The sequence below is a fragment of the Streptomyces sp. cg40 genome, assembly GCF_050320165.1.
Taxonomy (GTDB): domain Bacteria; phylum Actinomycetota; class Actinomycetes; order Streptomycetales; family Streptomycetaceae; genus Streptomyces; species Streptomyces hokutonensis.
The window spans coordinates 7,958,775-7,981,882 of sequence record NZ_CP190128.1 but is presented as its reverse complement, the minus strand read 5'-3'; the positions used below and the strand labels follow the sequence as shown (position 1 = coordinate 7,981,882).

General features: G+C 70.9%; 17 protein-coding genes. 7 read left to right on the top strand and 10 right to left on the bottom strand.

Features of this window, described 5'->3' with window-relative positions; genetic code table 11:
- Window positions 1-76: 76 nt before the first annotated feature.
- From ACQHII_RS35950 to ACQHII_RS35925, 6 genes are all read right to left on the bottom strand, one after another.
- Window positions 77-3,034, bottom strand: a complete 2,958-nt coding sequence (locus tag ACQHII_RS35950) for a M14 family zinc carboxypeptidase (RefSeq protein WP_427923174.1) — start codon at window positions 3,032-3,034, stop codon at window positions 77-79.
- A gap of 252 nt (window positions 3,035-3,286) precedes the next feature.
- Entirely contained in the window at window positions 3,287-4,276 is a 990-nt protein-coding gene (whiA, locus tag ACQHII_RS35945) for a DNA-binding protein WhiA (RefSeq protein WP_019067568.1), read from the bottom strand.
- Window positions 4,267-5,334, bottom strand: a complete 1,068-nt coding sequence (locus tag ACQHII_RS35940; RefSeq protein WP_026178369.1) for a gluconeogenesis factor YvcK family protein — start codon at window positions 5,332-5,334, stop codon at window positions 4,267-4,269. The genes whiA and ACQHII_RS35940 overlap by 10 nt, the downstream gene beginning before the upstream one ends.
- Window positions 5,331-6,338, bottom strand: a complete 1,008-nt coding sequence (rapZ, locus tag ACQHII_RS35935; RefSeq protein ID WP_427923173.1) for an RNase adapter RapZ — start codon at window positions 6,336-6,338, stop codon at window positions 5,331-5,333. The genes ACQHII_RS35940 and rapZ overlap by 4 nt, the downstream gene beginning before the upstream one ends.
- Window positions 6,335-8,377 carry an excinuclease ABC subunit UvrC gene (gene uvrC / locus ACQHII_RS35930; RefSeq protein ID WP_427923172.1) on the bottom strand — a complete coding sequence of 681 codons (2,043 nt, stop codon included), beginning with the start codon at window positions 8,375-8,377 and terminating at the stop codon, window positions 6,335-6,337. Before uvrC ends, rapZ begins: the two co-directional genes overlap by 4 nt.
- 86 nt (window positions 8,378-8,463) lie before the next feature.
- Window positions 8,464-9,135: a response regulator transcription factor gene (locus ACQHII_RS35925; RefSeq protein WP_427923171.1), complete on the bottom strand. Its 672-nt coding sequence runs from the start codon at window positions 9,133-9,135 to the stop codon at window positions 8,464-8,466.
- 206 nt (window positions 9,136-9,341) lie between these two features.
- On the opposite strand from ACQHII_RS35925, the gene ACQHII_RS35920 reads away from it, so the two are divergent.
- On the top strand, window positions 9,342-9,494 hold the full coding sequence (locus ACQHII_RS35920; protein ID WP_427923170.1) for a hypothetical protein: 153 nt from the start codon (window positions 9,342-9,344) through the stop codon (window positions 9,492-9,494).
- 106 nt (window positions 9,495-9,600) lie between these two features.
- Here ACQHII_RS35920 and ACQHII_RS35915 read toward each other — a convergent pair whose 3' ends face one another.
- Both ACQHII_RS35915 and ACQHII_RS35910 read right to left on the bottom strand, forming a co-directional pair.
- Window positions 9,601-12,303 (bottom strand): nitrate- and nitrite sensing domain-containing protein, encoded by a 2,703-nt coding sequence (locus tag ACQHII_RS35915; protein ID WP_427923169.1) that lies wholly within the window; start codon window positions 12,301-12,303, stop codon window positions 9,601-9,603.
- A 169-nt stretch (window positions 12,304-12,472) separates the two neighbouring features.
- On the bottom strand, window positions 12,473-13,861 hold the full coding sequence (locus ACQHII_RS35910) for an extracellular solute-binding protein (protein ID WP_427923168.1): 1,389 nt from the start codon (window positions 13,859-13,861) through the stop codon (window positions 12,473-12,475).
- A 172-nt stretch (window positions 13,862-14,033) separates the two neighbouring features.
- Here ACQHII_RS35910 and ACQHII_RS35905 point away from each other — a divergent pair, with 172 nt between their 5' ends.
- Together ACQHII_RS35905 and ACQHII_RS35900 are read left to right on the top strand one after the other, a co-directional pair.
- The gene (locus tag ACQHII_RS35905) at window positions 14,034-14,405 is read left to right on the top strand and encodes a response regulator (RefSeq protein WP_427923167.1); all 372 of its coding nucleotides are present in this window, start codon (window positions 14,034-14,036) and stop codon (window positions 14,403-14,405) included.
- A gap of 213 nt (window positions 14,406-14,618) precedes the next feature.
- Window positions 14,619-15,563, top strand: a complete 945-nt coding sequence (locus ACQHII_RS35900; RefSeq protein WP_427923166.1) for a hypothetical protein — start codon at window positions 14,619-14,621, stop codon at window positions 15,561-15,563.
- Between the two features lie 27 nt (window positions 15,564-15,590).
- Here ACQHII_RS35900 and ACQHII_RS35895 read toward each other — a convergent pair whose 3' ends face one another.
- The gene (locus ACQHII_RS35895; protein ID WP_427923165.1) at window positions 15,591-16,013 is read right to left on the bottom strand and encodes a Rieske 2Fe-2S domain-containing protein; all 423 of its coding nucleotides are present in this window, start codon (window positions 16,011-16,013) and stop codon (window positions 15,591-15,593) included.
- A 211-nt stretch (window positions 16,014-16,224) separates the two neighbouring features.
- On the opposite strand from ACQHII_RS35895, the gene ACQHII_RS35890 reads away from it, so the two are divergent.
- Both ACQHII_RS35890 and ACQHII_RS35885 read left to right on the top strand, forming a co-directional pair.
- Window positions 16,225-17,310 carry a LacI family DNA-binding transcriptional regulator gene (locus ACQHII_RS35890; RefSeq protein ID WP_427923164.1) on the top strand — a complete coding sequence of 362 codons (1,086 nt, stop codon included), beginning with the start codon at window positions 16,225-16,227 and terminating at the stop codon, window positions 17,308-17,310.
- Window positions 17,307-18,218, top strand: coding sequence for a carbohydrate kinase family protein (locus tag ACQHII_RS35885; protein ID WP_427923163.1), 912 nt, complete (start codon window positions 17,307-17,309; stop codon window positions 18,216-18,218). Before ACQHII_RS35890 ends, ACQHII_RS35885 begins: the two co-directional genes overlap by 4 nt.
- A gap of 74 nt (window positions 18,219-18,292) precedes the next feature.
- On the opposite strand, the gene uvrA is transcribed toward ACQHII_RS35885, so the two are convergent.
- On the bottom strand, window positions 18,293-21,271 hold the full coding sequence (gene uvrA, locus ACQHII_RS35880) for an excinuclease ABC subunit UvrA (RefSeq protein ID WP_427923162.1): 2,979 nt from the start codon (window positions 21,269-21,271) through the stop codon (window positions 18,293-18,295).
- 225 nt (window positions 21,272-21,496) lie between these two features.
- Here uvrA and ACQHII_RS35875 point away from each other — a divergent pair, with 225 nt between their 5' ends.
- Both ACQHII_RS35875 and ACQHII_RS35870 read left to right on the top strand, forming a co-directional pair.
- Entirely contained in the window at window positions 21,497-22,183 is a 687-nt protein-coding gene (locus ACQHII_RS35875; protein ID WP_427923161.1) for a maleylpyruvate isomerase family mycothiol-dependent enzyme, read from the top strand.
- Between the two features lie 262 nt (window positions 22,184-22,445).
- The gene (locus ACQHII_RS35870; protein ID WP_427923160.1) at window positions 22,446-23,102 is read left to right on the top strand and encodes an MBL fold metallo-hydrolase; all 657 of its coding nucleotides are present in this window, start codon (window positions 22,446-22,448) and stop codon (window positions 23,100-23,102) included.
- The last annotated feature ends 6 nt before the right edge of the window (window positions 23,103-23,108 follow it).

Sequence of the window (23,108 nt, the reverse complement as noted above, 5' to 3'; positions counted from 1 at the left end):
ATACACCGCAGGGCGGTCCGTACCCGCCAGTAGGGGTACGGACCGCCCTGGATGTTCATGACATCGTCACACCGAGTCAGCTCTTCAGAGCCGCCAGTGCCTTCTTGAGCAGGGCCGCGCGGTCGGCGGCCGAGGTGACCTGCTCCAGGCCGAAGCCCAGCAGTACGGTCCGGTCGGTGGTGACCGCGCCGTACGTCTGGAAGAGGGCTCCGGTGCGGGTCCAGTCGTTCAGGACCGCGGGGCTGCCGGCGGGCGGGCCGGTCACGGTCCAGGCGCCGAGGGAGGTCTCGAAGCCCTCGGTCTGGGTCGCCGTGCCGTCCAGGACGAGCGAGGTGTCGTCGGCGAGGACGCCGTGGCCGCCGGTGCCCGGGTCGGTGATGTAACTGAGCGAGACCTCCACGGACTTGCCCGCGTAGGCGCTCAGGTCGAAGCCGACCTGCTGCCAGCCGTTGGACGCGCCGGTGAGGCTGTTCCACGAGCCGGTGGTGCCGGTCGCGGTGCAGCCGCTGCTCGCGACCGTCAGGTAGTGCTTGAGCCAGGGGTGCTCGGCGACCAGGAAGCCGGCCTCGCACTCCGTCGGTACGGCGGTGCTGGTGGCGCCGCCGACCTCCGGGAGCGTGGTCCAGTCGTCGGCCCCGGTGGTGTGGATCTCGACGACGGCGTGGTCGTAGCCCGGCTCGGTGTCCCACAGCAACTCGCTGCGCAGCGTGGGCTTGTCGGCCGCGGTCACCCCGGTGAGGTCGATGGTCCGGGTGAGGCGCTTGTAGGCGTCGTCGGTGTGGACGGCCGCCGCCATGTACGAACCCGCGTAGGGCCCGTACGGGTTGACGGTCCCGGCGAACTTGCCCGCCCCCGCGCTCGCGAACTGCGGGTACTTGGCGGGCGACAGCGAGTCGGAGGTGACGCTGTAGGTGCCCGCCCGGTCCAGCGGGTTGCCGGGCGCGCCGCTGAGCGCTCCGGTGAAGCCGTCGAGCTTGCCGGAGCCGGTGAAGCCGGTGGCCCCGGGGGTGGACGTACGCGAGTAGGCGCCCAGGTAGTACTGGCTGAAGTCGTTCGAGGGGGTGCCGTCGGCGAGGGCGACGGAGCCGCCGGCCTGTTCGCCGGCCTCGATCAGCTTGCCGCCCTCGTTGAGGAAGGCGCGCAGCTGGAGCTGGGCGTCGTTGCCCGGTCCGGCCGCGCCGGAGTAGTGGACGACGGTCTTGAAGTGGTCGAGCACGGCGAGCGCGTCGGGCGCGCCCTGGGTGGCGACGTCCCAGACGAGTGGCTTACGGCCGTTCGCCTTCAGCGCGTCGACGTAGGCCTGCGCCTGGGTGGCCGCGGCGCCCTCCTCGGCGACGACAAGGGTGTCGGCCGAGGGCAGCTTGGCCACCGTGTACGTGAAGTGGGCGCTGGAGGTGGGCTTCCCGGCCTTCGTCCTGCCGGTGAACCACACCTCGACCTTGTCGCCCGGGTCACCGCCCCTGACCTTGGCCCGGTACTCGTCGAAGTACAGGTTGTCGTCCCCGCCGTAGGTCTGGCCGCCCTTCCAGGGCCTGAGCGCCGCGTCCTGCGTACGGCCGCCGTTCACGCGGTACTTGAGCTCCTTGTCGCGCACGGACTTCCGTACGACGACGGAGACCGTCTGGTCGGCGCCGCGGGCGTACGACGTCGGGAAGCCGGCCGGGGTGAAGTCGGCGGCGCTGAGGCCGACGGACGACTTCGGCTGGTCGGGGTGGACGGCCGTCTCGGCGACGGAGAGCGCGAAGGGGATGTTCTTCGCGAACTCGTCCTGGATCAGCTTCTCGTCGTCGGGGAAGTTGAAGACGGACTGGCAGTCGGCCGCGTTCCAGGCGTCGTTGGGGTCGATGTTCGACGCGGTCTGGCAGGTCGACATCTCGGGGGTGAACATCGACATGCCGTTGACGTTCGACGCGTGGCCGTCCGCCTCGCCGTTGGTCGTGTACAGCTCCGAGGAGACCTGCGAGTGGTAGCCGGGGATCGCCGGGTTGTCGGGCGTGCCCGCGAGCGCCTTGTAGAGCACGTCGTCCGGGGTGGGCGTCGCGACCTGCCAGCCGACTCCGTAGAGGAGGAGTTCGGCGGCGGAGTGGTAGTTGATGCCGTAGGTGAAGCCGATCCGCTTCTCGAAGCTGTCGAGTGCCTGCGTCTCGGGCTCGGAGGCGGGGGCCGTGCCGCGGTAGGTCTCACTCGTCGGGTTCGGGGACGAACCCTCGTCGTCGTAGCCCCACTTGTAGGCGAAGTTGCGGTTGAGGTCGACGCCGTCGCCGGTGGAGATGGTGCCGTCGCCGTTGACGTCCCGCAGGTTCTTGCGCCACAGGCGGGTGTCGGAGTCCTTGAAGGTGTAGTCGTAGCCGTCCGGGTTGGCGGAGAGCACGAACCACAGTTCCGTGGAGTCGACGATCTTCTGGATGCGCTTGTCGGTCTTGTAGTTGTCCAGGTAGTAGTGCATCAGCCGGCGGGTCATTTCCGGTGTGATCCACTCGCGCGCGTGCTGGTTGGACACGTACAGCACCGAGGGCTTGGAGCCGTCCTTGGTCTTCTTCGCGTTCTTGGTCAGTTTGAGCGCGAGGATGTCCTGGCCGTTGATCGTCCTGCCGATGGACTCGACCTTGGTGAGACCGGGGTTGGCCTGCCCGGTCTTGACGATCTCCTCCTTCAGGCCGCCGCTTCCGCTGTACGGCCGGAACACGCCCTGGGCCGCGTCCTCGACGCGCGTCTCGGCCTTCGCCGAGAGGGTGTGCTCGGTGAGGTCGACGCCCTGCTTCTCCAGCTTCTGGGCCTGCTGGTCGGTCAGGTAGACCTCTACGGAGGTCTTGCCGGCGGCCGAGAACTGGTTGTCGCCGAGCTCGTGCGCGTCCTGCCCGGCCTTCAGGAGCAGGGGTATCTGCTTCTGGGTGACGTCGGCGTGGAAGACCTTGACCTCGTCGGGGTCGCTCTTCGTGGAACTCCCGCCCTGCGCCTGAGCGATGGGGGCGATGCTCGCCCCGGCGATCAGGAGTGCACCGACAGCGAGGATCGATCTCGCTCTGTGTCTCATGAATCCCCCTAGCACGTGTCCGCCACAGCAGCGAACAGTTGCCAGGCTCATGACACTTCATGATCGAGTCAAGGGGGCGCATCGCTACGGTCAAACGCCGGGTGGGGGTCCAACGAGGCGTCCGTACCGGCGTGTTGAACCGGCGGCGTACGGTCCGCGAGACCGGGGAGGGCGGGGACACCCCATCCGAAAAAGCGTGACACCTCTCTCGGAAGTGTCACGCTTCTCGGCTCCTACGGCTCCTACGGCTCGTCAGCCGACCATGTTGTCGGCCATCTCCTCGGTGATGCTGGACTCCGTGCCCGGGATGCCGAGGTCCTGGGCCCGCTTGTCGGCCATCGCCAGCAGGCGGCGGATACGGCCGGCCACGGCGTCCTTGGTGAGCGGCGGGTCGGCGAGCGCGCCCAGCTCCTCCAGGGAGGCCTGCTTGTGGTCCATGCGGAGCCGGCCGGCGGCGGCGAGATGCTCGGGGACCTCGTCGGCGAGGATCTCCAGCGCGCGCTGCACCCGGGCGCCGGCGGCGACGGCCGCGCGGGCCGAACGGCGCAGGTTGGCGTCGTCGAAGTTGGCGAGACGGTTCGCCGTGGCGCGCACCTCGCGGCGCATCCGGCGCTCCTCCCAGGCCAGCACCGACTCGTGCGCGCCGAGCCGGGTGAGCAGGGCGCCGATCGCGTCTCCGTCACGGACGACCACCCGGTCGACCCCGCGCACCTCGCGGGCCTTCGCCGCGATCGACAGCCGGCGGGCGGCGCCGACCAGCGCGAGCGCGGCCTCGGGACCCGGGCAGGTCACCTCCAGGGAGGAGGACCGGCCGGGCTCGGTCAGCGAGCCGTGGGCCAGGAACGCGCCGCGCCAGGCCGCCTCGGCGTCACAGGTCGCCCCGGAGACCACCTGCGGCGGCAGGCCCCGGATGGGGCGTCCGCGGCCGTCCACGAGCCCTGTCTGCCGGGCCAGCTGATCGCCGCCCGCGACCACCCGGACGACGTAACGGGAGCCGCGGCGGAGGCCCCCGGGCGCCATCACGATCAGTTCGGAGCTGTGGCCGAAGATCTCCAGGATGTCCCGCTTGAGCCGGCGCGCCGCCATCGCGGTGTCCAGCTCCGCCTCGATCACGATGCGCCCGCTCACCAGGTGGAGGCCTCCGGCGAACCGCAGAATGGCGGAGACCTCCGCCTTCCTGCAGCAGGTCCGGGTGACGGGGAGCCGGGAGATCTCATCCTTCACCGCTGCCGTCATCGCCATGGGCCGATCCTTCCATGCATCCGAAAAATACGGTCGTACGCGGCGGCCAACAGCTCCGGGTCGTGCCTTGGAGTTCCGTCGGTCCGGGCCACCGGCGCCAGCTCGACCGCGGCGTCCAGCCGCTTGGCGGCTTCGGTGAGCGACGCGCGATCGGGCACGGCGGCCTCGTCGGCCAGCACCACGTCCAGGGCGAGTTTAGGGGCGTGTCGTCCCAAAACCTCCAAATGACGCTGCGGGGAGAAGCCATCGGTTTCTCCGGGCTGCGGAGCGAGGTTCAGGGAGAGTACCCGGCGCGCCTTCGTCTCGGTGAGCGCATCGAGCAGTTCCGGCACCAGCAGATGCGGGATCACCGACGAGAACCAGGAGCCGGGACCGAGCACCACCCAGTCCGCGTCGAGCACGGCGGCGACGGCTTCCGGCACGGCGGGCGGGTCGTGCGGCACGAGGTGCACGGACTGCACCTCGCCGGGCGTCAGCGCCACGGTCGCCTGCCCCCGCACGGTGTCGACGTCGTCGGGCCGCGCCGGATCGTGCCCCTTGACCAGGGCCTGGAGCTCCAGCGGTACGGCGGACATGGGCAGCACGCGCCCGTGCGCGCCGAGCAGCTTGCCGACCAGGTCGAGGGCCTGCACATGGTCCCCGAGCTGCTCCCACAGGGCGACGATCAGCAGATTGCCGACCGCGTGCTCGTGCAGGTCGCCCTTGGACTGGAAGCGGTGCTGGATGACCCGGGCCCAGGTCTGGCCCCAGTCGTCGTCGCCGCACAGCGCGGCCAGCGCCTTGCGCAGGTCGCCCGGGGGCAGCACGCCGAGTTCGTCGCGCAGGCGTCCGCTGGAGCCTCCGTCGTCGGCCACGGTGACGACGGCGGTGAGGTCGCCGGTGATCCGGCGCAGTGCGGTGAGCGAGGCGGACAGGCCCATCCCGCCGCCGAGGGCGACCACCTTGGGCTGGGTGCCCCGCCGGCGCGGCTTGCCGCCGCGGGCCTCCACGGGCCTGGTCGTACGTCCTTCGGGCACCACGCGGCGCAGCCTGCCCAGCCGTGGGCTACGTCCCGTCATTCCCGTCCCATGTCCCGGTGTACGACCACCGTCTCGACGCCCTCGGCCACGAGCCGCGCGGCGAGCTTCTCCGCCGTGGCGACCGAGCGGTGCTTGCCGCCGGTGCAGCCGATCGCGATCGTCACGTACCGCTTGCCCTCGCGGCGGTAGCCGGCCGCGATGAGGCGCAGCAGCTCGGCGTACCGGTCGAGGAACTCCTTGGCGCCGGGCTGGTTGAAGACGTACGCCGAGACCTCTTCGTTGAGGCCGTTGAAGGGGCGCAGCTCCGGGATCCAGTGCGGGTTGGGCAAAAAGCGCATGTCGGCGACGAGGTCGGCGTCGACCGGGAGGCCGTACTTGAAGCCGAAGGACATGACGGTGGCCCGCAGTTCGGGCTCCTCCTCGCCGGCGAACTGGGCGTCCATCTTGGCGCGCAGTTCGTGGACGTTGAGGCTGGAGGTGTCGATGACGAGGTCGGCGTCGCCGCGCAGTTCGCGCAGCAGCTCGCGCTCGGCGTCGATGCCGTCGACGATGCGGCCGTCGCCCTGGAGGGGGTGCGGGCGGCGCACCGACTCGAAGCGGCGCACCAGGGCGTCGTCGGAGGACTCCAGGAAGACGATCCGCCGGGTGACGTTCTTCGACTCCAGGTCGGCGAGGGACTCGCGGAGGTTGTCGAAGAAGCGCCGGCCGCGGACGTCGACGACGACCGCGATCCGTGCCACGTTGCCCTGGGAGCGGGCGCCGAGCTCCACCATGGTGGGGATCAGGGCGGGCGGGAGGTTGTCCACGACGAACCAGCCGAGGTCCTCCAGACACTTGGCGGCCGTGGACCGCCCGGCCCCGGACATGCCGGAGATGATCACCAGCTCGGGGATGGCCGCCTCGGGCACCCCGCCGGCTGTCGTGCTGTCCGTGCTCACCTGTGCTCCGTCGTCCTGGACCTCTTGCTGCGAAGCCTGATCCTCGCCCGGTTCCTTGTGCGTCCGATCTCGGTCCGCTGTGGGCTGCTTCTCTTGTTCGCTCATGTCTCCTGCCCCCGTCGCTCGTCCGGGGCGCCCGCGGGTACGGGCTCCCCCGGCACACCCGCCGTCGTCCCGGGCGCACCGTCTTCCATGTCATCCATGATCTCTCCAGTCGCCGTGTTCACGGCGGGCGCGGCCGGGGCCGCCTGGGCGAGGGCCACCGCGATGGTCTCGGCGGTCTTGCGACCTATGCCGGGAACCTCGCAGATCTGGTCGATTGTCGCGGATCGCAGCTTCTTCACCGAACCGAAGTGCTTGATCAGCGCCTGCTTGCGGGCCTCGCCGAGTCCGGGAACGTCGTCCAGGGGGCTCGCCCGGAACCGCTTGGCGCGTTTGGCGCGCTGGTAGGTGATCGCGAAGCGGTGGGCCTCGTCGCGGACGCGCTGGAGGAGGTAGAGGCCCTCGCTGGTGCGGGGCAGCACCACCGGGTCGTCCTCGTCGGGCAGCCAGACCTCCTCCAGGCGCTTGGCGAGACCGCACACGGCGATGTCGTCGATGCCGAGCTCGTCGAGGGCCTTCTTGGCGGCGGCGACCTGCGGCTGACCGCCGTCGACCACGACGAGCTGCGGCGGGTAGGCGAACCGCTTGGGGCGGCCCTCCTCGTCCTTGAGCTCGTCGCCGTCGGCCCACTCCCCCGTCTTCTCCTTCTCGGCGAGATAGCGCCGGAAGCGGCGGGTGATCACCTCGTGCATGGAGCGGACGTCGTCCTGGCCCTCGAAGCCCTTGATCTGGAAGCGGCGGTACTCGCTCTTGCGGGAGAGCCCGTCCTCGAAGACGACCATCGACGCCACGACGTCGTCCCCCTGGAGGTGCGAGATGTCGTAGCACTCGATCCTCAGGGGGGCACTGTCCAGGTCGAGAGCCTCGGAGATCTCCTCCAGGGCGCGCGAGCGGGTGGTGAGGTCGGAGGCGCGCTTGGTCTTGTGGAGGATCAGCGACTGCTGCGCGTTGCGCGCGACGGTCTCCATGAGGGACTTCTTGTCGCCGCGCTGCGGGATGCGCAGCGACACGTTCGAACCACGCCGGTCCGTCAGCCACTGCTGGACCGGCTCCACCGGGTCGGGCAGCGCCGGGACGAGGACCTCCTTGGGGACGGAGTCCCCGGTCTCTTCGCCGTAGAGCTGCTGGAGGGCGTGTTCGACGAGGGCCGCGGTGGTGACGTCCTCGACCTTGTCGGTGACCCAGCCGCGCTGGCCGCGGACGCGTCCGCCGCGGACGTGGAAGATCTGGACGGCCGCCTCCAGCTCGTCCTCGGCGACCGCGATCAGGTCGGCGTCGGTGGCGTCGGCGAGGACGACCGCGCTCTTCTCCATGGCCTTGCGCAGGGCCTCGATGTCGTCGCGCAGCCGGGCCGCCCGCTCGTACTCCATCTCCTCGGCCGCCTCCGTCATCCGCTGCTCCAGGCGGCGGATGTACGTGCCGGTGCGGCCGGCCATGAAGTCGCTGAACTCCTCGGCCAGTTCGCGGTGTTCTTCCTCGGAGACGCGGCCGACACAGGGCGCCGAGCACTTGCCGATGTAGCCGAGCAGACAGGGGCGGCCGGTGCGGGCTGCGTTCTTGAAGACGCCTGCCGAGCAGGTGCGGACGGGGAACACGCGCAGCAGGAGGTCCACGGTGTCGCGGATCGCCCACGCGTGTCCGTACGGCCCGAAGTAGCGGACGCCCTTCTTCTTGTGACCGCGCATCACCTGCACGCGCGGGTACTCCTCGTTCATCGTCACCGCGAGGTACGGGTAGCTCTTGTCGTCGCGGTACTTGACGTTGAACCGGGGGTCGAACTCCTTGATCCAGGAGTACTCCAGCTGAAGTGCCTCGACCTCCGTGGACACGACCGTCCACTCCACCGACGCGGCCGTGGTGACCATCGTGCGCGTGCGCGGGTGGAGTCCGGCCAGGTCCTGGAAGTAGTTCGCCAGGCGCTGGCGCAGGCTCTTCGCCTTTCCGACGTAGATCACCCGGCGGTGCTCGTCGCGGAACTTGTAGACCCCGGGCGAGTCCGGGATCTCTCCCGGCCTGGGGCGGTAGCTGGAGGGATCGGCCATGTTTCACACCCTACTGGCGCGGAGTGACAGCGCGGCGGGGCTGTGGACAACGCCGGGCACACCCGGCGGAACTCGAAACGGAACTCCTACCGCGACTCAAGAAAGGTGAGAACCGCCAGGACCCGGCGGTGGTCGTCGGCGGCCTCCGGAAGGCGGAGTTTGCCCAGGATGCTGCGGACGTGCTTCTCGACGGTGCCCTCGGTGACCCACAGCCTGCGGCCGATGCCGGCGTTGGAACGGCCCTCCGCCATCAGGGCCAGGACCTCGCGCTCGCGGTTGCTGAGGACGGACAGCGGGTCGTCGCGGCGCTGCGCCGAGAACAGCTCGTGCACCAGGGACGGGTCGACCACCGAGCCGCCCTTGTGGATGCGGTCGAGGGCCTCGATGAAGTCGTCGACGACCGTGACCCGGCTCTTGAGGAGATACCCGATCCGGTGCCCGCCGGCCAGCAGCTCCAGGGCCTCCTCGACCTCGACGTACGCCGAGAGGACGAGGATGCCGGTGCCGGGGTGGCGCTCCCGGATCGTGCGGGCCGCCTTCAGGCCCTCGGTGGAGTGGTCCGGGGGCATCCTGATGTCGACGATCGCGAGGTCGGGCCGCGCGGTGTCGACCAGTTCCAGGAGCCGTTCCGCGTCACCGGCCTGGCCCGCCACCTCGTAGCCCAGGCGTGCGCAGAGGCTCGCCAGACCCTCTCTGAGCAGGACGTCGTCGTCCGCGAGGACGACCCTTCCCCGCGCGGTCTGCTGCGATGCGTCCATCGTCTCGGCTCCCCTTGCCCGACCGGTGCCGTGCGCCACGCACAGCCTGCCGGACCCGGTCGGGTACGGCTAGCGGGTAAGGGAATTGGGGGGTGCCCGTGACGACAAGGGGCCGGGTACGGACGATTCTCGTAGCAGTGCAGACGCGAGCGGACCGTGGCCCCAGGTGAGGGGTTGCGGACCGCGGATCGGAAGGGCTGCGGGAAATGCGGCGGACACGGACGGAGCGACGACGGCGGTCGGTCCGTGTCCGCCGGTACGAGGACGACACCCGGTCCCCGAAGGACTTCCTGGACCCCCGGGACCCGGACGTAGTGCGCGCCAAGCAGCTGCGCGCCGACCCCTCGCGGCACCCCTAGAGCCGGACGGTCGCCTCTCCGTCCGAGAAGACCGCCCGACGCGTACGCAACGTCACCGAGTCCACGCTCCCCCCGGCCTGGACCCCATCGCGTACGCCTCGGGCGGTCACGACTCCGTCCGGGGCAGCGGCAGCCGCACGGTGAGCGTCGTGCCCTCCCCCGGTGGGCTGTCGACGCGCAGCTTGCCGCCGATCGCCTCCACCCGGTCGACGAGTCCGATGAGCCCGGAGCCGTGCCCGGGGTCGGCGCCGCCCGCCCCGTCGTCGGCGATCGTCACCTCCAGGACGTCGTCCACGGCCCGCGCGGTCACCCGCACGAAGCTCGCGCGCGCGTGCTTGGCAGCGTTGGTGAAGGACTCGGATGTCACGTAGTAGACGGCGACCTCCGTCTGTTCGGGGAGGCGTCCCGGGGGCAGCCGCAGGTCGAGTTCCACGGGGACGGCCGAGCGGCGGGCGAGCGCGCGCAGGGCGGGGCCGAGGCCGCCCTTGGAGAGGATCGCGGGGTGGATGCCGCGCGCGACCTGCAACAGGTCGGTGAAGGCGTCGTCCAGGCCCTTGGCGATGTGTTCCAACTGCTCGGCGAGTTCCTCCGGCTGTTCGTCCAGCATCGACTGGGCCGTTCTGAGGTCGAGTTGGAGCGAGACGATCCGCTGCTGCACGCCGTCGTGCAGATCGCGTTCGATACGGCGCCTGGAGGCGTCCCCGGCGGCCACCACGCGCGCGCGTGACGCGGTGAGCTGGTCGCGGCTGTCGGCGTTGGCGAGGGCGGTGGCGACGAGTTCGGTGAAGTCGGCGAGCCGTGACTCGATGCCAGGGGGCAGCGGTTCGGTTCCGGCGACGGCCGCGACGACGGCACCCCACAGCCGGTCGTCCAGGACGATGGGGGCGCCGACCGAGCGGCCCACACGCGCGGGACGGGCGGTACGCGCCACCTCCGCCGCCGCGGCCGTCTCGGCCTCCACGGCGGGACTGCGGCCGGAACCGACGACGGTGGCCGTCCCGCCGGCGCCGTAGCGCAGGACGGCGGCCGAGCCGCTGCTCAGGACCTTGCCCACCTGGTCGGCGACTTCGGAGAACACCTCGTGCGGCGGCACCCCGCGCGCGACGAGGGTGGCGACCCGGCGCAGCGCGGCCTGTTCGCGGGCGGCGCGGCGGCTCTCGGTGACATCGCGCGCGGCGGCGTAGATCAGTCCCTCCGCGGTGACCGGGTAGGCGCTCCACTGGAGCCAGCGTTCGGTGCCGTCGTCCCGGAGGAAGCGGTTCTCGAACTCGCCCAGTTCGACACCCTTCGCCAGCCGGTCGAGGGCGGCACGCGTGTGTGCCCGGTCCTCCGAGTGCACGAACTCCAGCCACGGTCGGCCGAGCAGCGCCTCGGCGGAGTGGCCGAGGGTCCGCTCGAAGGCGGGGTTGACGCGCTTGAAGTAGCCGTCGAGTCCGGCGATGCACAACAGGTCGAGGGAGAGGTGGAAGACGCTTGCCAGTTCCTGCTCGGCCTTGTCGCGTCGCCCGTGGGCCGCGGCGAAGGACGCCATGGTGCCGTTCATGCCGCCCAGGAGCCGCGCCCACGTCCCCTCGAAGGCGGCGACGTCCGCGCGGTGGCCGAGCCGGTTGTCGTCGATCGCCGCGCTCATGGCGTTGATCTCGGCGGCGAGCCGTCCGGTGGTGACCCGCAGTTCGCGGAACGTGTCGGCGACGGCGCCGAGTTCGTCCCGGCCGGCGTACCGGATGTCGTACGACAGATCACCCTCGGAGAGCGCCCGGGCGCCCGCGGAGACCTCGCTGAGCGGGCGGGTGATCGACAGCCGCAGGGCCAGTGCGAGGACGGTGACGGCGGCCAGGACGGACAGCGAGACGCTGAGGTCGCGGGTACCACGCGCGCGTGCGGCGTCCAGGTCGCGCGTGGCGTCACTGCCCAGTTCCGCGGCGGCCCGGTGCTGGATGACGCGCAGCGCCTCGATGCGCCGGGTGGAGGCGGTCAGCCAACTGTCGTACGTGGGCCAGGCGTTCCGCTTGGCGTGCGGGTCGGCGAGGGTCTCGCGGGTCTTGCGGACGACGAGGCCGGGGTGCTGGAGGAGGACGACGTACAGCCTGCCCTTGAGGCCGGCGGGCGCGGTCTGGCCGAAGTCGTCCAGGAGCGCCTTCTCCAGGGCGGACCAGCGGTCCGTGGCGATGGGGTGCGGGGCATCGGGGGCGGCGAACAGGACGGCCAGCTCGGTGCGTTCGCGTTCGGCGGCCTCGATGGCGTTCAGGAGCGCGATGTGGGCGTCGGCGGCCTGGCCCGAGGCGCGGGTCGGGCGGCCGGACTCCAGGGTGGCGGCCAGTTCCAGGAGGTCGTGCTCGATCGTGTCGTACTGGTCGGCGAGTTGGGGCGCGGTGAGCGAGCCGGTCCCGGTCTGCAGCCGCAGGGCGCGGAGTTGACGGCTGCGGGCGTCGAGGCGGCCCGGCACGTCGAGCGGCCCGGTCCAGTCGGCGGTGTCGAGGAGGGCCGCGCGCAGGGCTCCGTCGGTGGCGTGCTGCGCCCCGGTGCGTTCCTTCAGGGTCGCCGGTCCGGGACGGAGCCGGGCCTTCACGGCGGCGATGCGTTCCCTGGCGAGCGCGTCGGTCAGCGCGGTGGTCCGGAACGACAGCTCGGTGGCCGTCCGGAAGTCCCGCAGGGTCTGTGCGTCGTGCCACTGCGAGACGGCGCCGAAGGCGGTGAAGGCCATCATGCCGGTCACCGGGAGCAGCACCAGGAGCATCAGCTTGCGCCCGACCCGCAGCCGGGCGAGGAGGGGGACGCGGAGGGCGGCGGAGGGCCGGGGGCGGCGCACGGCGGGCTCTCAGCAGCGGCCGGTGGGTGGGGAGTGCGGGTGGTGGGTGGTCACGTGCTCAGCCTGCCCCGAACCAGCCATGATCGTCAGGGTCTTGGCGAGGACGGGCAGCGAAGTCGGGCACACGCGCGTGGCGCTCGGGGTGGGCACGCACGCGTGGCGCCCGTTTTCACGAGGTGTTGGTCGGATAGCCGTCGTGCGCCGCAAGGTCCTTGTCGATCTTCTTGGCGGCCTCGTCGAGGGCGGACTTGACCGGAGCCCGATCGAAGATGATCTTCGCGAAGGCGCGGGAGAAGGCGTCGCTGATCGCCGGGTAGGCCGGCGTCTGCGGCCGGGGGCGGGCCACGCCGTCCCTGAGCTGCTCGATGAACAGGTGCTCGGGGCCGCCGGGCGCGTACTGCGGCGAGAGCTCGATCGCACTCTCGGTGGCCGGGATCGCCCCGTTGGCCACGGTCATCCGGTGCACCTGGGCGGGCTGGAGCAGGAACGACAGGAAGCGCCAGACGGCGTCCCCGTCGGCGTTGCCCGCCGGGACGCCCCACTGGAAGGAGCCCATGCCGGTGACGGTGCCCTGGCCGAAATCGGGCAGCGGGACGATCGTGACGTCCCCGGGGAAGGCCTTGTTGAATTCCGGATAGGTCCAGTGGCCGCACCAGGAGATCGCGCTGCGGCCGCTGACGAACGCCTTGTCGTCCTTGACCATGTCGATGAGCCCGGCCTTGGCCCAGTTCTGCATGATGGTGAGCGCCTTGACCGAACCGGGGCCGTTCACATAGCCCTCGGCGGTGCGGTGGTTGCCGGGTTCGACGAGGTCGCCGCCCGCAGACCACACGGCGGGCGCGAAGCCGTAGGTGTTCCACTCCTGGCCCGGCTGTGAGTAGACGAGCCGCAGGTCGAGCGGCGCCCGGTAGCCCCGGGTGCGCAACTTCCGCAGGATGCCGGTCAGTTCCGTGGCCGTCCAGGCGTCCTTGGGGCCGGTCGGGATGCGTATTCCGGCCTTCTTCATGACGGACTTGCGCACATACAGGCCCATGCCCGAGTCGAAGGTGCCGATGCCCCACAACCTGCCCGCGTAGGTGCCCTGTTGACGGATCGTCGGCAGCAGGTCGGCGCGGACGGCCGCGGGCACGCAGGAGTCGATCGGCCGGAGCTTGCCCGACCAGGCGTAGCTGTAGAGGTTGGGGCCGTCGAAGTCCAGGAGGTCGGGCAGGTCCCCGCTGGCGGCGGCGGACAGCACCAGGTCGGTGTAGGCGCGGTTCTCCGGGAGGGTGACCAGCTCGACGCGCACCTGTTTCTGCCGCTCGTTGAACTCCTTCACCTGACTCTTCAGCGTGGCGAGTTCACCGCTCGGGCCCGCGTGGAACCACACGGTGATGTGCGCGGTGCCGTTGATCTTCCCGTCGCAGGTGGTGTCCTTCGGGGACGCGTCCACCCCCTTGGCGTCGCTCCCGCCGTCGCACGCGGCCAGCAGCAGGGCCGCGCACAGCACCCAGGGGACCAGGGTGCCCCGTACCCGGCGAACCGCGGGCCACGCGCGCGTGGCGCTCGTACCGCTCATGGCACACCCCCACTCGACCGGCCGACTCGGCCTCCCCAGGGTGGCGACATGCTACCGCCCGTGGCACGGCCATCGCCCTGTGTGCGCGAGAACCCCCTTTCACGGCAAGGGACTTCAGCACTTTCCGGCTAGCCGGAAGGCGCTAGGGACCGCTCGTTGGCAAGCTGTGGACATGTCGCTGCGCTGTCTCCTCGTCGATGACAGCGCCCGGTTCCTGGAGGCGGCTCGCGCCCTGCTGGAACGCGGTGGAGTCGAGGTCGTCGGTACTGCCTCGACGGGCGCGGACGCCGTCTCCCGGGCCCGGGAGACGGCACCTGACGTCGTCCTGGTCGACCTCGACCTCGACGGCGAGAACGGCTTCGACGTCGCACGCCGCCTGGTGGGCGACGTACCGGCGGTGATCCTCATCTCGACCCACTCCCGGGAGGACTTCCAGGAACTGATCGCCGCCAGCCCCGCGCGCGGATTCCTGCACAAGTCGTCCCTGTCCGCGCGGGCGATCAGGGACGTCCTGAGCGACGGCGGACCGACCGCGCCGCCCTGAATCCACCCACCACGACTCGGCCAGGTCACACCGGACTGTTGGGCGGCAGGTGTTGTCGGGACTTGGTCAACACGCTTCAATGCGGGGGAACTCGGGGCGTGAACGACGGCGTACGGATGTGAAGACCCTTCTCCGATGCCGACGGGGGCCCCGAAGCAACCCGCGTGAACGGCCTGACCAGCCGTTGTGAACATTCACAGAAAGGGCCCCTGCATGCCGCACGCCACACAGCAGGCGGACGCCGCCACCGCGGAACTCGACTCGGTCCTGCGCGGCGGCCCCTTCCACGTCGCGCTGCGCGCCGCCATCGCCGCCCGCGGACTGCCGCTGCAGCGCGTCCAGCACCATCTGACGCGCTACGGGGTCAAGGTCGGCGTCACCAGCCTGAGTTACTGGCAGCAGGGCGCCCGCCGCCCGCAGCGCCCCGAGTCGCTGCGGGCCGTACGCGCTCTGGAGGAGATCCTCCAGCTCCCGGAGGAGTCACTGATCCGGCTGCTCGCCGAGGCCGAGGAACGCGCTGTCGCCGCCCGCCCCGCGGCCCGCTCCTACCGCTCCTTCGTCGAGGCCTCGGGCGTCCTGGAGCAGCTGCTGGCCGAACTGGAGTCCACGCCCGACAGCGGGCTGCACACCTTCGGGCACCACGAGCGGGTGCGCGTCGGCCCGCGCCGCGAGTTGGCGAGCCGCGAGTCGCACCACATCGTCCGCGCCCACCGGGACGGCATCGACCGCTTCATAGCCGTCCACTACGGCGACCCCGGCTGCACCCCGGAGCACATGACCGTGCACGCCCTGGAGAACTGCCGCACGGGCCGCGTCCGCCGCCACCACGACACCGGCATGCTGGTCGCCGAGCTCCTCTTCGGCACCCGGTTGCGCTCGGGAGATACGTTCCTCTTCCGCTACGGCGTCGAGGACGGCACCGCCGGCGTCTCCCGCGAGTACGTCCGTGACTTCGGTTCCGCGGGCGGCCAGTACGCGCTTCAGGTGAGCTTCGACGAGAGCGCGCTGCCGACGCGCTGCCACCACTTCACCCAGCACTCGGCGGCGGCCCCGCGCAGCGGCCGTCAGGAGCTGCGCCTGACCGGACACCACTCGGTGCACCTCGTGGAGCCGCGGATGCGGTCGGGGATCGTGGGCATCGGCTGGGACTGGGAGTGAGCCGCCGCGGCCCGGACGCCCCATGGGTCAGGCGCCCGGTCCCGCGACGATCCTGCCGTTCTCGGCCGTCACCCTCAGCTCCGTCAGCGGCTCGGTGGCCGGGGACTGGAGCACCTTGCCCGTGGTGGCGTCGAACTGGCTGCCGTGGCACGGGCAGACGAGAGTCGTGCCGTCCAGCCTGTTGATGGGGCACTGCGCGTGCGTGCAGATCGTGCTGTACGCCTTGAGGGTGCCGTCCGCGGCCCGGCTCACGACCACGTTCTGATCGCGGTACAGCTTCGCGCTCCCCTTGGCGACCTCGCTCTCCGCGCCGAGGTCCACGGGCGCCGTCGGCGTCGCGGAGGCCCCTGAGCCGCCGCCCGAGCAGGCGGTGAGCCCGATCCCGGCGACGGGCGCGAGGGCCGCTCCGCGCAGGACGGTACGACGGCTCGGGACGGGGCGGCCGGGCATGCGGGTCTCCAGCTGTTCGGGCTGCGTTCGGGCAGTTCAGAGGTCGTGCAGGCCGACGATACCCGTGAGGTTCCGCCCGCTTTGCACCGGGTTCACCCCATGACCGCTCACGGTACGTAAACGTTTGCGCAAGCGTTTACGTCGGGTGCCGGATGGGATAGGTTCCCGGCCGGAAGACCTGCCGTGCGTGCCGCAGACAGGGGGACTCACGGTGGCCACCATGGTGGACGTCGCACGCAGCGCCGGTGTGTCCGTCGCGACCGTCTCGCACGTCCTGAACGACACCCGCCCGGTGCTGCCCGGCACCCGGCAGGCCGTGCTGAGCGCGATCGAGGAGCTGGGCTACATCCCCAACACCCTCGCCCGCTCCCTGGTGACGTCCCGCACCCGCTCCATCGGCCTCGCGGTGTCTGCGATCAGCAACCCGTACTTCACGGAGATCCTCCAGGGCGTCGAGGCCGGCGCCCTGGAGCACGGCTACAGCCTGCTCATCGCCGACCCGCACGACGACCCGGAGCACGAGCTCAAGGTCGCTCAACTCCTGCACGAGCGCCGGGTGGACGGCATGATCGTCGCACCGTCGGCGGACCATGACGGCCTGGTCGCGTACCTGGGGCGGCACTCCGTACCGACGGTGTTCCTGGACCGGGTGGTCGAAGCGCCCTCGGACGACACGTCCCCCTCCGGCCAAGCGAGCGCCTCCGATCGCGCGGGCCCCTTCGACCAGGTGTGCGCCGAGAACATCGGACCGACCGCGCAACTGGTCACCCACCTCGCCGGACTCGGCCACCGCCGGATCGGCCTCGTCGCGGGCCTGCCCGGGCTCAGCACCACCGGCGAGCGGATCGCCGGATACCGGCACGGCCTCGCCGCCGCCGGACTCCCCTACGACGAGAGGCTGTTGGCGCACGGCGACTCCGAGTCGGCCGCCGCCGAGCGGGCCACCGCGACCCTGCTGTCCCTCGCCGCCCCGCCCACGGCCCTGGTCACCGCCAACAACGCGATGACCATCGGCGCCCTGCGCGCCCTGCGCGAGCGCGGTCTGTCCGTCCCCGGCGACCTCGCGCTGTGCTGCTTCGACGACTTCGCCTGGGCCGACCTGTTCGAGCCCAGGCTCACCGTGATCGCCCAGCCCAGCAAGGAGATCGGCGCCGAGGCCGTACGGCTGCTGCTGGACCGGCTCGCCGCGCCGGACCGGCCCGGCCGTGTGCTGCGGCTCCCCTGCGCGTTCGTCCACCGCACGTCGTGCGGCTGCTCCGACCAGCCCGAGAAGTCCACGAAGGGAAACGTCTCGTGATCGTCGTCGCCGGTGAGGCCCTGATCGATCTGGTACCGCAGGGCCCGGGCGCCCTCGCGGTCCTCAAGCCGGCGCTCGGCGGCGGCCCCTACAACAGCGCCGTCGCCCTCGGCCGTCTCGGCTCCGCCACAGCCTTCTGCTCGCGCGTCTCCCAGGACGCGTTCGGCGAGGCCCTGCTCGCCGGGCTGCGACAGGCCGACGTGGACGTCCTCGACGTGCAGCGCGGCCCGGAGCCGACCACGCTCGCGGCGGCCACGCTCGACGCGAACGGCTCGGCCACGTACTCCTTCTACGTCGACGGCACCGCCGACCGGCTCTTCGCGATGCCCTACGCGCTGCCGGCCGAGACCGAGGCGGTGTCCTTCGGCACCTGTTCGCTCGTCCTGGAGCCGGGCGCGAGCGCCTACGAGGAGCTGATGCGGGCCGCTGCCGCGCAGGGCGTGTTCACCGCGCTCGACCCGAACATCCGGGCCGGCCTGATCCCCGACCCGGACGCCTACCGGGCGCGCTTCAAGAGCTGGCTGCCGCACGTATCGCTGCTGAAGCTCTCCGAGGAGGACGCGCTGTGGCTCGGGGGCAATCCCGTCGAGTGGCTGGCCGCCGGTCCCTCGGCCGTGGTGATCACCCAGGGCGGCGAGGGTCTCACCGCGTTCACCCGGGACGGCAGGGTGTATCCGGTGCCGGGCGAGAAGGTCGACGTCGTGGACACGATCGGGGCCGGCGACACCGTCAACGCGGCGCTGCTGCACGGTCTGTCCGCCCGGGACGCACTGTCCCCGGAGGGGCTGGCGGGTCTCGGCCGCGATGGCTGGACCCAGCTGCTGCGATATGCGGCGCGAGCGGCAGCGATCACGTGCTCCCGGGCGGGAGCCGAACCGCCGTACGCCTCCGAACTGGGCGAACTGTAGCGGGTGTTGAGCGAGTGCGGCGCCCTACGGGAGTTCCCGTAGGGCGCCGCATCCGTGTGTCTGCTCCGCGACGGTCAGGCCTTGCGGGCCCGCGTCGTCTTCTTCGCGGGCGCGGCCTTCTTGGCGGGCGCGGCCTTCTTCGCCGGGACCGCCGCGGTCTTCTTGGCCGCCACCTTGCGCGGGGCCTTAACGGGGGCTCCGTCGCTGATCCGGTCGGCGTCGAGGATCTCGCGCAGGAACTTGCCTGTGTGGCTGGCCCCTACCGCGGCGACCTGCTCCGGGGTGCCCTCGGCGATGACGAGTCCGCCGCCCGCGCCGCCTTCCGGACCCATGTCCACGACCCAGTCGGCGACCTTGATCACGTCGAGGTTGTGCTCGATGACGATGACCGTGTTGCCCTTGTCGACCAGACCGCCGAGCACGGTGAGGAGCTTGCTGATGTCCTCGAAGTGCAGGCCGGTGGTGGGCTCGTCCAGGACGTAGACCGTACGGCCGGTGGAGCGGCGCTGGAGCTCGCTGGCGAGCTTGACGCGCTGGGCCTCACCGCCGGACAGGGTGGTCGCGGACTGGCCGAGCCGGACGTAGCCGAGGCCGACGTCCTTGAGGGTGTTGAGGTGGCGGGCGATCCCGGGGACCGCCTCGAAGAACTCCGTGGCCTCCTCGATCGGCATGTTCAGGACGTCGGCGATGGACTTGCCCTTGTAGTGGACGTCCAGCGTCTCCCGGTTGTAGCGGGCGCCGTGGCACACCTCGCACGGGACGTAGACGTCCGGCAGGAAGTTCATCTCGATCTTGATGGTGCCGTCGCCCGCGCAGTTCTCGCAGCGGCCGCCCTTGACGTTGAAGGAGAAGCGGCCGGGCAGATAGCCCCGCACCTTCGCCTCGGTCGTCTCCGCGAACAGCTTGCGGACGTGGTCGAAGACCCCGGTGTACGTCGCCGGGTTGGACCGGGGGGTGCGGCCGATGGGCGACTGGTCGACGTGCACGACCTTGTCGACGAGGTCGTCGCCGTCCACGCGCGTGTGCCGCCCCGGTACGTTCCTCGCGCCGTTCAGCTCGCGGGCCAGGTGCGTGTACAGGATGTCGTTGACCAGGGTCGACTTGCCGGAGCCGGAGACGCCGGTGACCGCGGTGAACACGCCCAGGGGGAACGAGACGTCGATGTCCTGGAGGTTGTTCTCGCGGGCGCCGTGGACCGTGAGGCGGCGGGACGGGTCGAGCGGGCGGCGGATCTCGGGCAGCGGGATGGCCTTCTTGCCCGACAGGTACTGACCGGTCATCGACTCGTCGTTGGCGAGCAGTTCCTTCAGGGAGCCGCTGTGCACGACCTTGCCGCCGTGCTCGCCCGCGCCGGGGCCGATGTCCACGATCCAGTCGGCCACCTTGATGGTGTCCTCGTCGTGCTCGACGACGATGAGCGTGTTGCCCATGTCGCGGAGCCGGACCAGGGTCTCGATCAGCCGGTGGTTGTCGCGCTGGTGGAGGCCGATGGACGGCTCGTCGAGGACGTACAGGACGCCTACGAGTCCGGAGCCGATCTGGGTGGCCAGGCGGATGCGCTGGGCCTCGCCGCCGGAGAGGGTGCCGGCCGCGCGGTTCAGCGAGAGGTAGTCGAGGCCGACGTCGACCAGGAAGCGCAGCCTCTCGTTGCACTCCTTCAGGACGCGCTCGGCGATCTTCTTGTCGCGGGCGTCGAGCTTCATCCCGCCCAGGAACTCCGCGCAGTCGCTGATGGACATCCCGGAGATCTCGGCGATCGACTTGTCCATGATCGTGACCGCGAGGACCACGGGCTTCAGGCGCGTGCCGTGACAGGTGGGGCAGGGGACCTCGCGCATATAGCCCTCGAAGCGCTCCCTGCTGGCGTCGCTCTCCGCCTCGCCGTGCCGCCGCTTCACGAAGGGGACGGCGCCTTCGAAGGGCGTCGTGTAGACCCGCTCACGGCCGTACCGGTTGCGGTACCGCACCTCGATCTGCGTCTTGTGGCCGTAGAGCAGGGCCTTCTTGGCGCGCTGCGGGAGGCCCGCGAAGGGGATGTCGGTGCGGAAGCCCAGGGCGTCCGCGAGGGCGCCGATGAGGCGGCCGAAGTAGTCCTTGGTGTGGCCGTGCGACCACGGGTGGATCGCGCCCTCGTCCAGGGACTTGTCCTCGTCCGGGACGATCAGCTCGGCGTCGACCTCCATGCGCGTGCCGATGCCGGAGCACTCGGGGCAGGCGCCGAAGGGCGAGTTGAAGGAGAAGGAGCGGGGCTCCAGCTCCTCGAAGGACAGGTCGTCGTACGGGCAGTACAGGTGCTCCGAGTACATGCGCTCGCGCTCGGGGTCGTCCTCGGGGAGGTCGACGAAGTCGAGCACGACCATGCCGCCGGACAGCCCGAGGGCGGTCTCCACGGAGTCGGTGAGGCGGCGCTTGGCGGAGTCCTTCACCGTGAGGCGGTCGATGACCACCTCGATGGTGTGCTTCTCCTGCTTCTTCAAGGTGGGCGGCTCGGAGAGCTGGATGGTCTCGCCGTCCACGCGCGCGCGGCTGTAGCCCTTGGTCTGGAGGTCCGCGAACAGGTCGACGAACTCGCCCTTGCGCTCGCGCACCAGCGGCGACAGGACCTGGAAGCGGCTCCCCTCCGGGAGGGCGAGGACCTTGTCGACGACGGCCTGCGGCGACTGGCGCGAGATCGGGCGGCCGCACTCCGGGCAGTGCGGCTTGCCGATGCGCGCGAAGAGCAGACGCAGATAGTCGTAGACCTCGGTGATGGTGCCGACCGTCGAGCGCGGGTTGCGCGAGGTCGACTTCTGGTCGATGGAGACGGCCGGGGAGAGACCTTCGATGAAGTCGACGTCCGGCTTGTCCATCTGGCCGAGGAACTGGCGGGCGTACGAGGAGAGCGATTCCACGTAGCGCCGCTGGCCCTCGGCGAAGATCGTGTCGAAGGCCAGGGAGGACTTGCCCGACCCGGACAGGCCCGTGAACACGATGAGCGAGTCGCGTGGCAGGTCGAGCGAGACATTCTTCAGATTGTGCTCGCGCGCGCCACGGACGATGAGACGGTCGGCCACGCCGGTCCGCACCTTTCTTGAGAGAAGTGACAGGGGCGGGGCCCCCGTCGTTCTCAGACTAGGGGGAGCCACTGACAACGCCGGTCGGAATCCCGGCCGAGGCATAACAACCTCCGGCCTTCCAGCATGCCCGACGCCGCACCCGACGATATAGCACGTGCATTCGATTTACGGCACGGCTTCACCACCTTCACCCAAAGGTGTGGCGGGGCTAGGGTCAGCAGCATGATTGATCACGCTCATGACCTGGCCTCTGTACATGACGCGACCGAACGGCTCCTCACCGCAGCCGCCGCACTGGACAACGCCTCGGCCGCCGAGCCGTCACGGCTTCCCGGCTGGAGCCGCAATCACGTCCTCGCCCACCTCGCCCGCAACGCGGACGCCCTCGTGAACGTCCTGGAGGGCCGCCCCATGTACGCGACGGCGAGCGTCCGTGACGCCGACATCGAGCGCGACGCCCCGCGCCCCCTCGACGTCCAGCTCGCCGACGTACGCGAGAGCGGGGCCCGTTTCCAGGCGGCGGGTGCCGCTCCGGCGGACTGGTCGCGCACCGTGGAGCTGCGCAACGGGGTCACCGACACCGCGTCGCGCGTGCCGTTCCGGCGGTGGGTCGAGGTCGAGCTGCACCACGTCGACATGGGGATCGGGTACGAGCTGGAGGACCTGCCCGAGGAGTTCACCCGGCGGGAGATCGACTTCCTCGCCGACCGGTTCACCGGGCACCCCGAGGTGCCGTCGACCCACCTTTCGGACGGCACGCACGCGTGGAGCACGGGCCGGCCCGCCGAGAAGCCCGAAGTCACCGTCACCGGCAGCCCGGCGGATCTGCTCGGCTGGCTCTGCGGACGCCGCACCGGCTCCGCCCTGACGGTCGACGGCGGCTCCTTGCCGACGCTTCCCCCGCTGTAGCCCACCGGCCCGGTCGTAGAGCCGCCGATGCCACTCGTTGGCGTCGTGTGCGGACCGGGTGGTGAGCACCGGGTTCGGGCCGGTCTCGATGAGGCGCAGGAGCGTCCGGGTGACGCCGTGGCAGTCGTCCGGGCCGAAGCACAAGAGCGCCAGGGCCTCCTCCGTCGCCGCCGCGCTCAAGGCATCCCTGTTCCGCACCCGAACGTCCGGCGGACACCGGCCACTTCGGAACCTCCTCCGGAAACGGATTAGGCTGACCGCCATGACGTACAGCGGCGAGGTCACGGTCGGTGGACCGGCGGATGTGCACGAACTCACGGACCTGATGATCACCAAGATCGCGGTCGGGCCCATGAACAACAACGCCTATCTGCTGCGCTGCCGGGCCACGGACGAGCAGTTGCTGATCGACGCGGCCAACGACGCGGCGACCCTGCTCGGCACGATCGGTGACGACGGCATCGCGTCCGTCGTCACCACCCACCAGCACGGCGACCACTGGCAGGCGCTCGCCGAGGTCGTGACGGCCACGCGCGCGCGTACGTACGCGGGCCGCGAGGACGCCGACGGCATCCCGGTGCCGACCGACGTCCTGGTCGACGACGGCGACACGATCCGGGTGGGGCAGGTGGAGCTGACCGCGCGCCACCTCGTGGGCCACACCCCGGGCTCGATCGCGCTTGTCTACGACGACCCGCACGGGCATCCGCATGTGTTCACCGGGGACTGCCTGTTCCCGGGCGGTGTGGGGAACACCTGGAAGAACCCCGAGGCGTTCGCCAGTCTGATCCACGACGTCGAGACGAAGATCTTCGGCACGCTCCCGGACGAGACCTGGGTCTACCCGGGGCACGGCAACGACACGACGCTGGGCGCGGAGCGTCCGCATCTGCCGGAGTGGCACGCGCGCGGGTGGTGAACCACC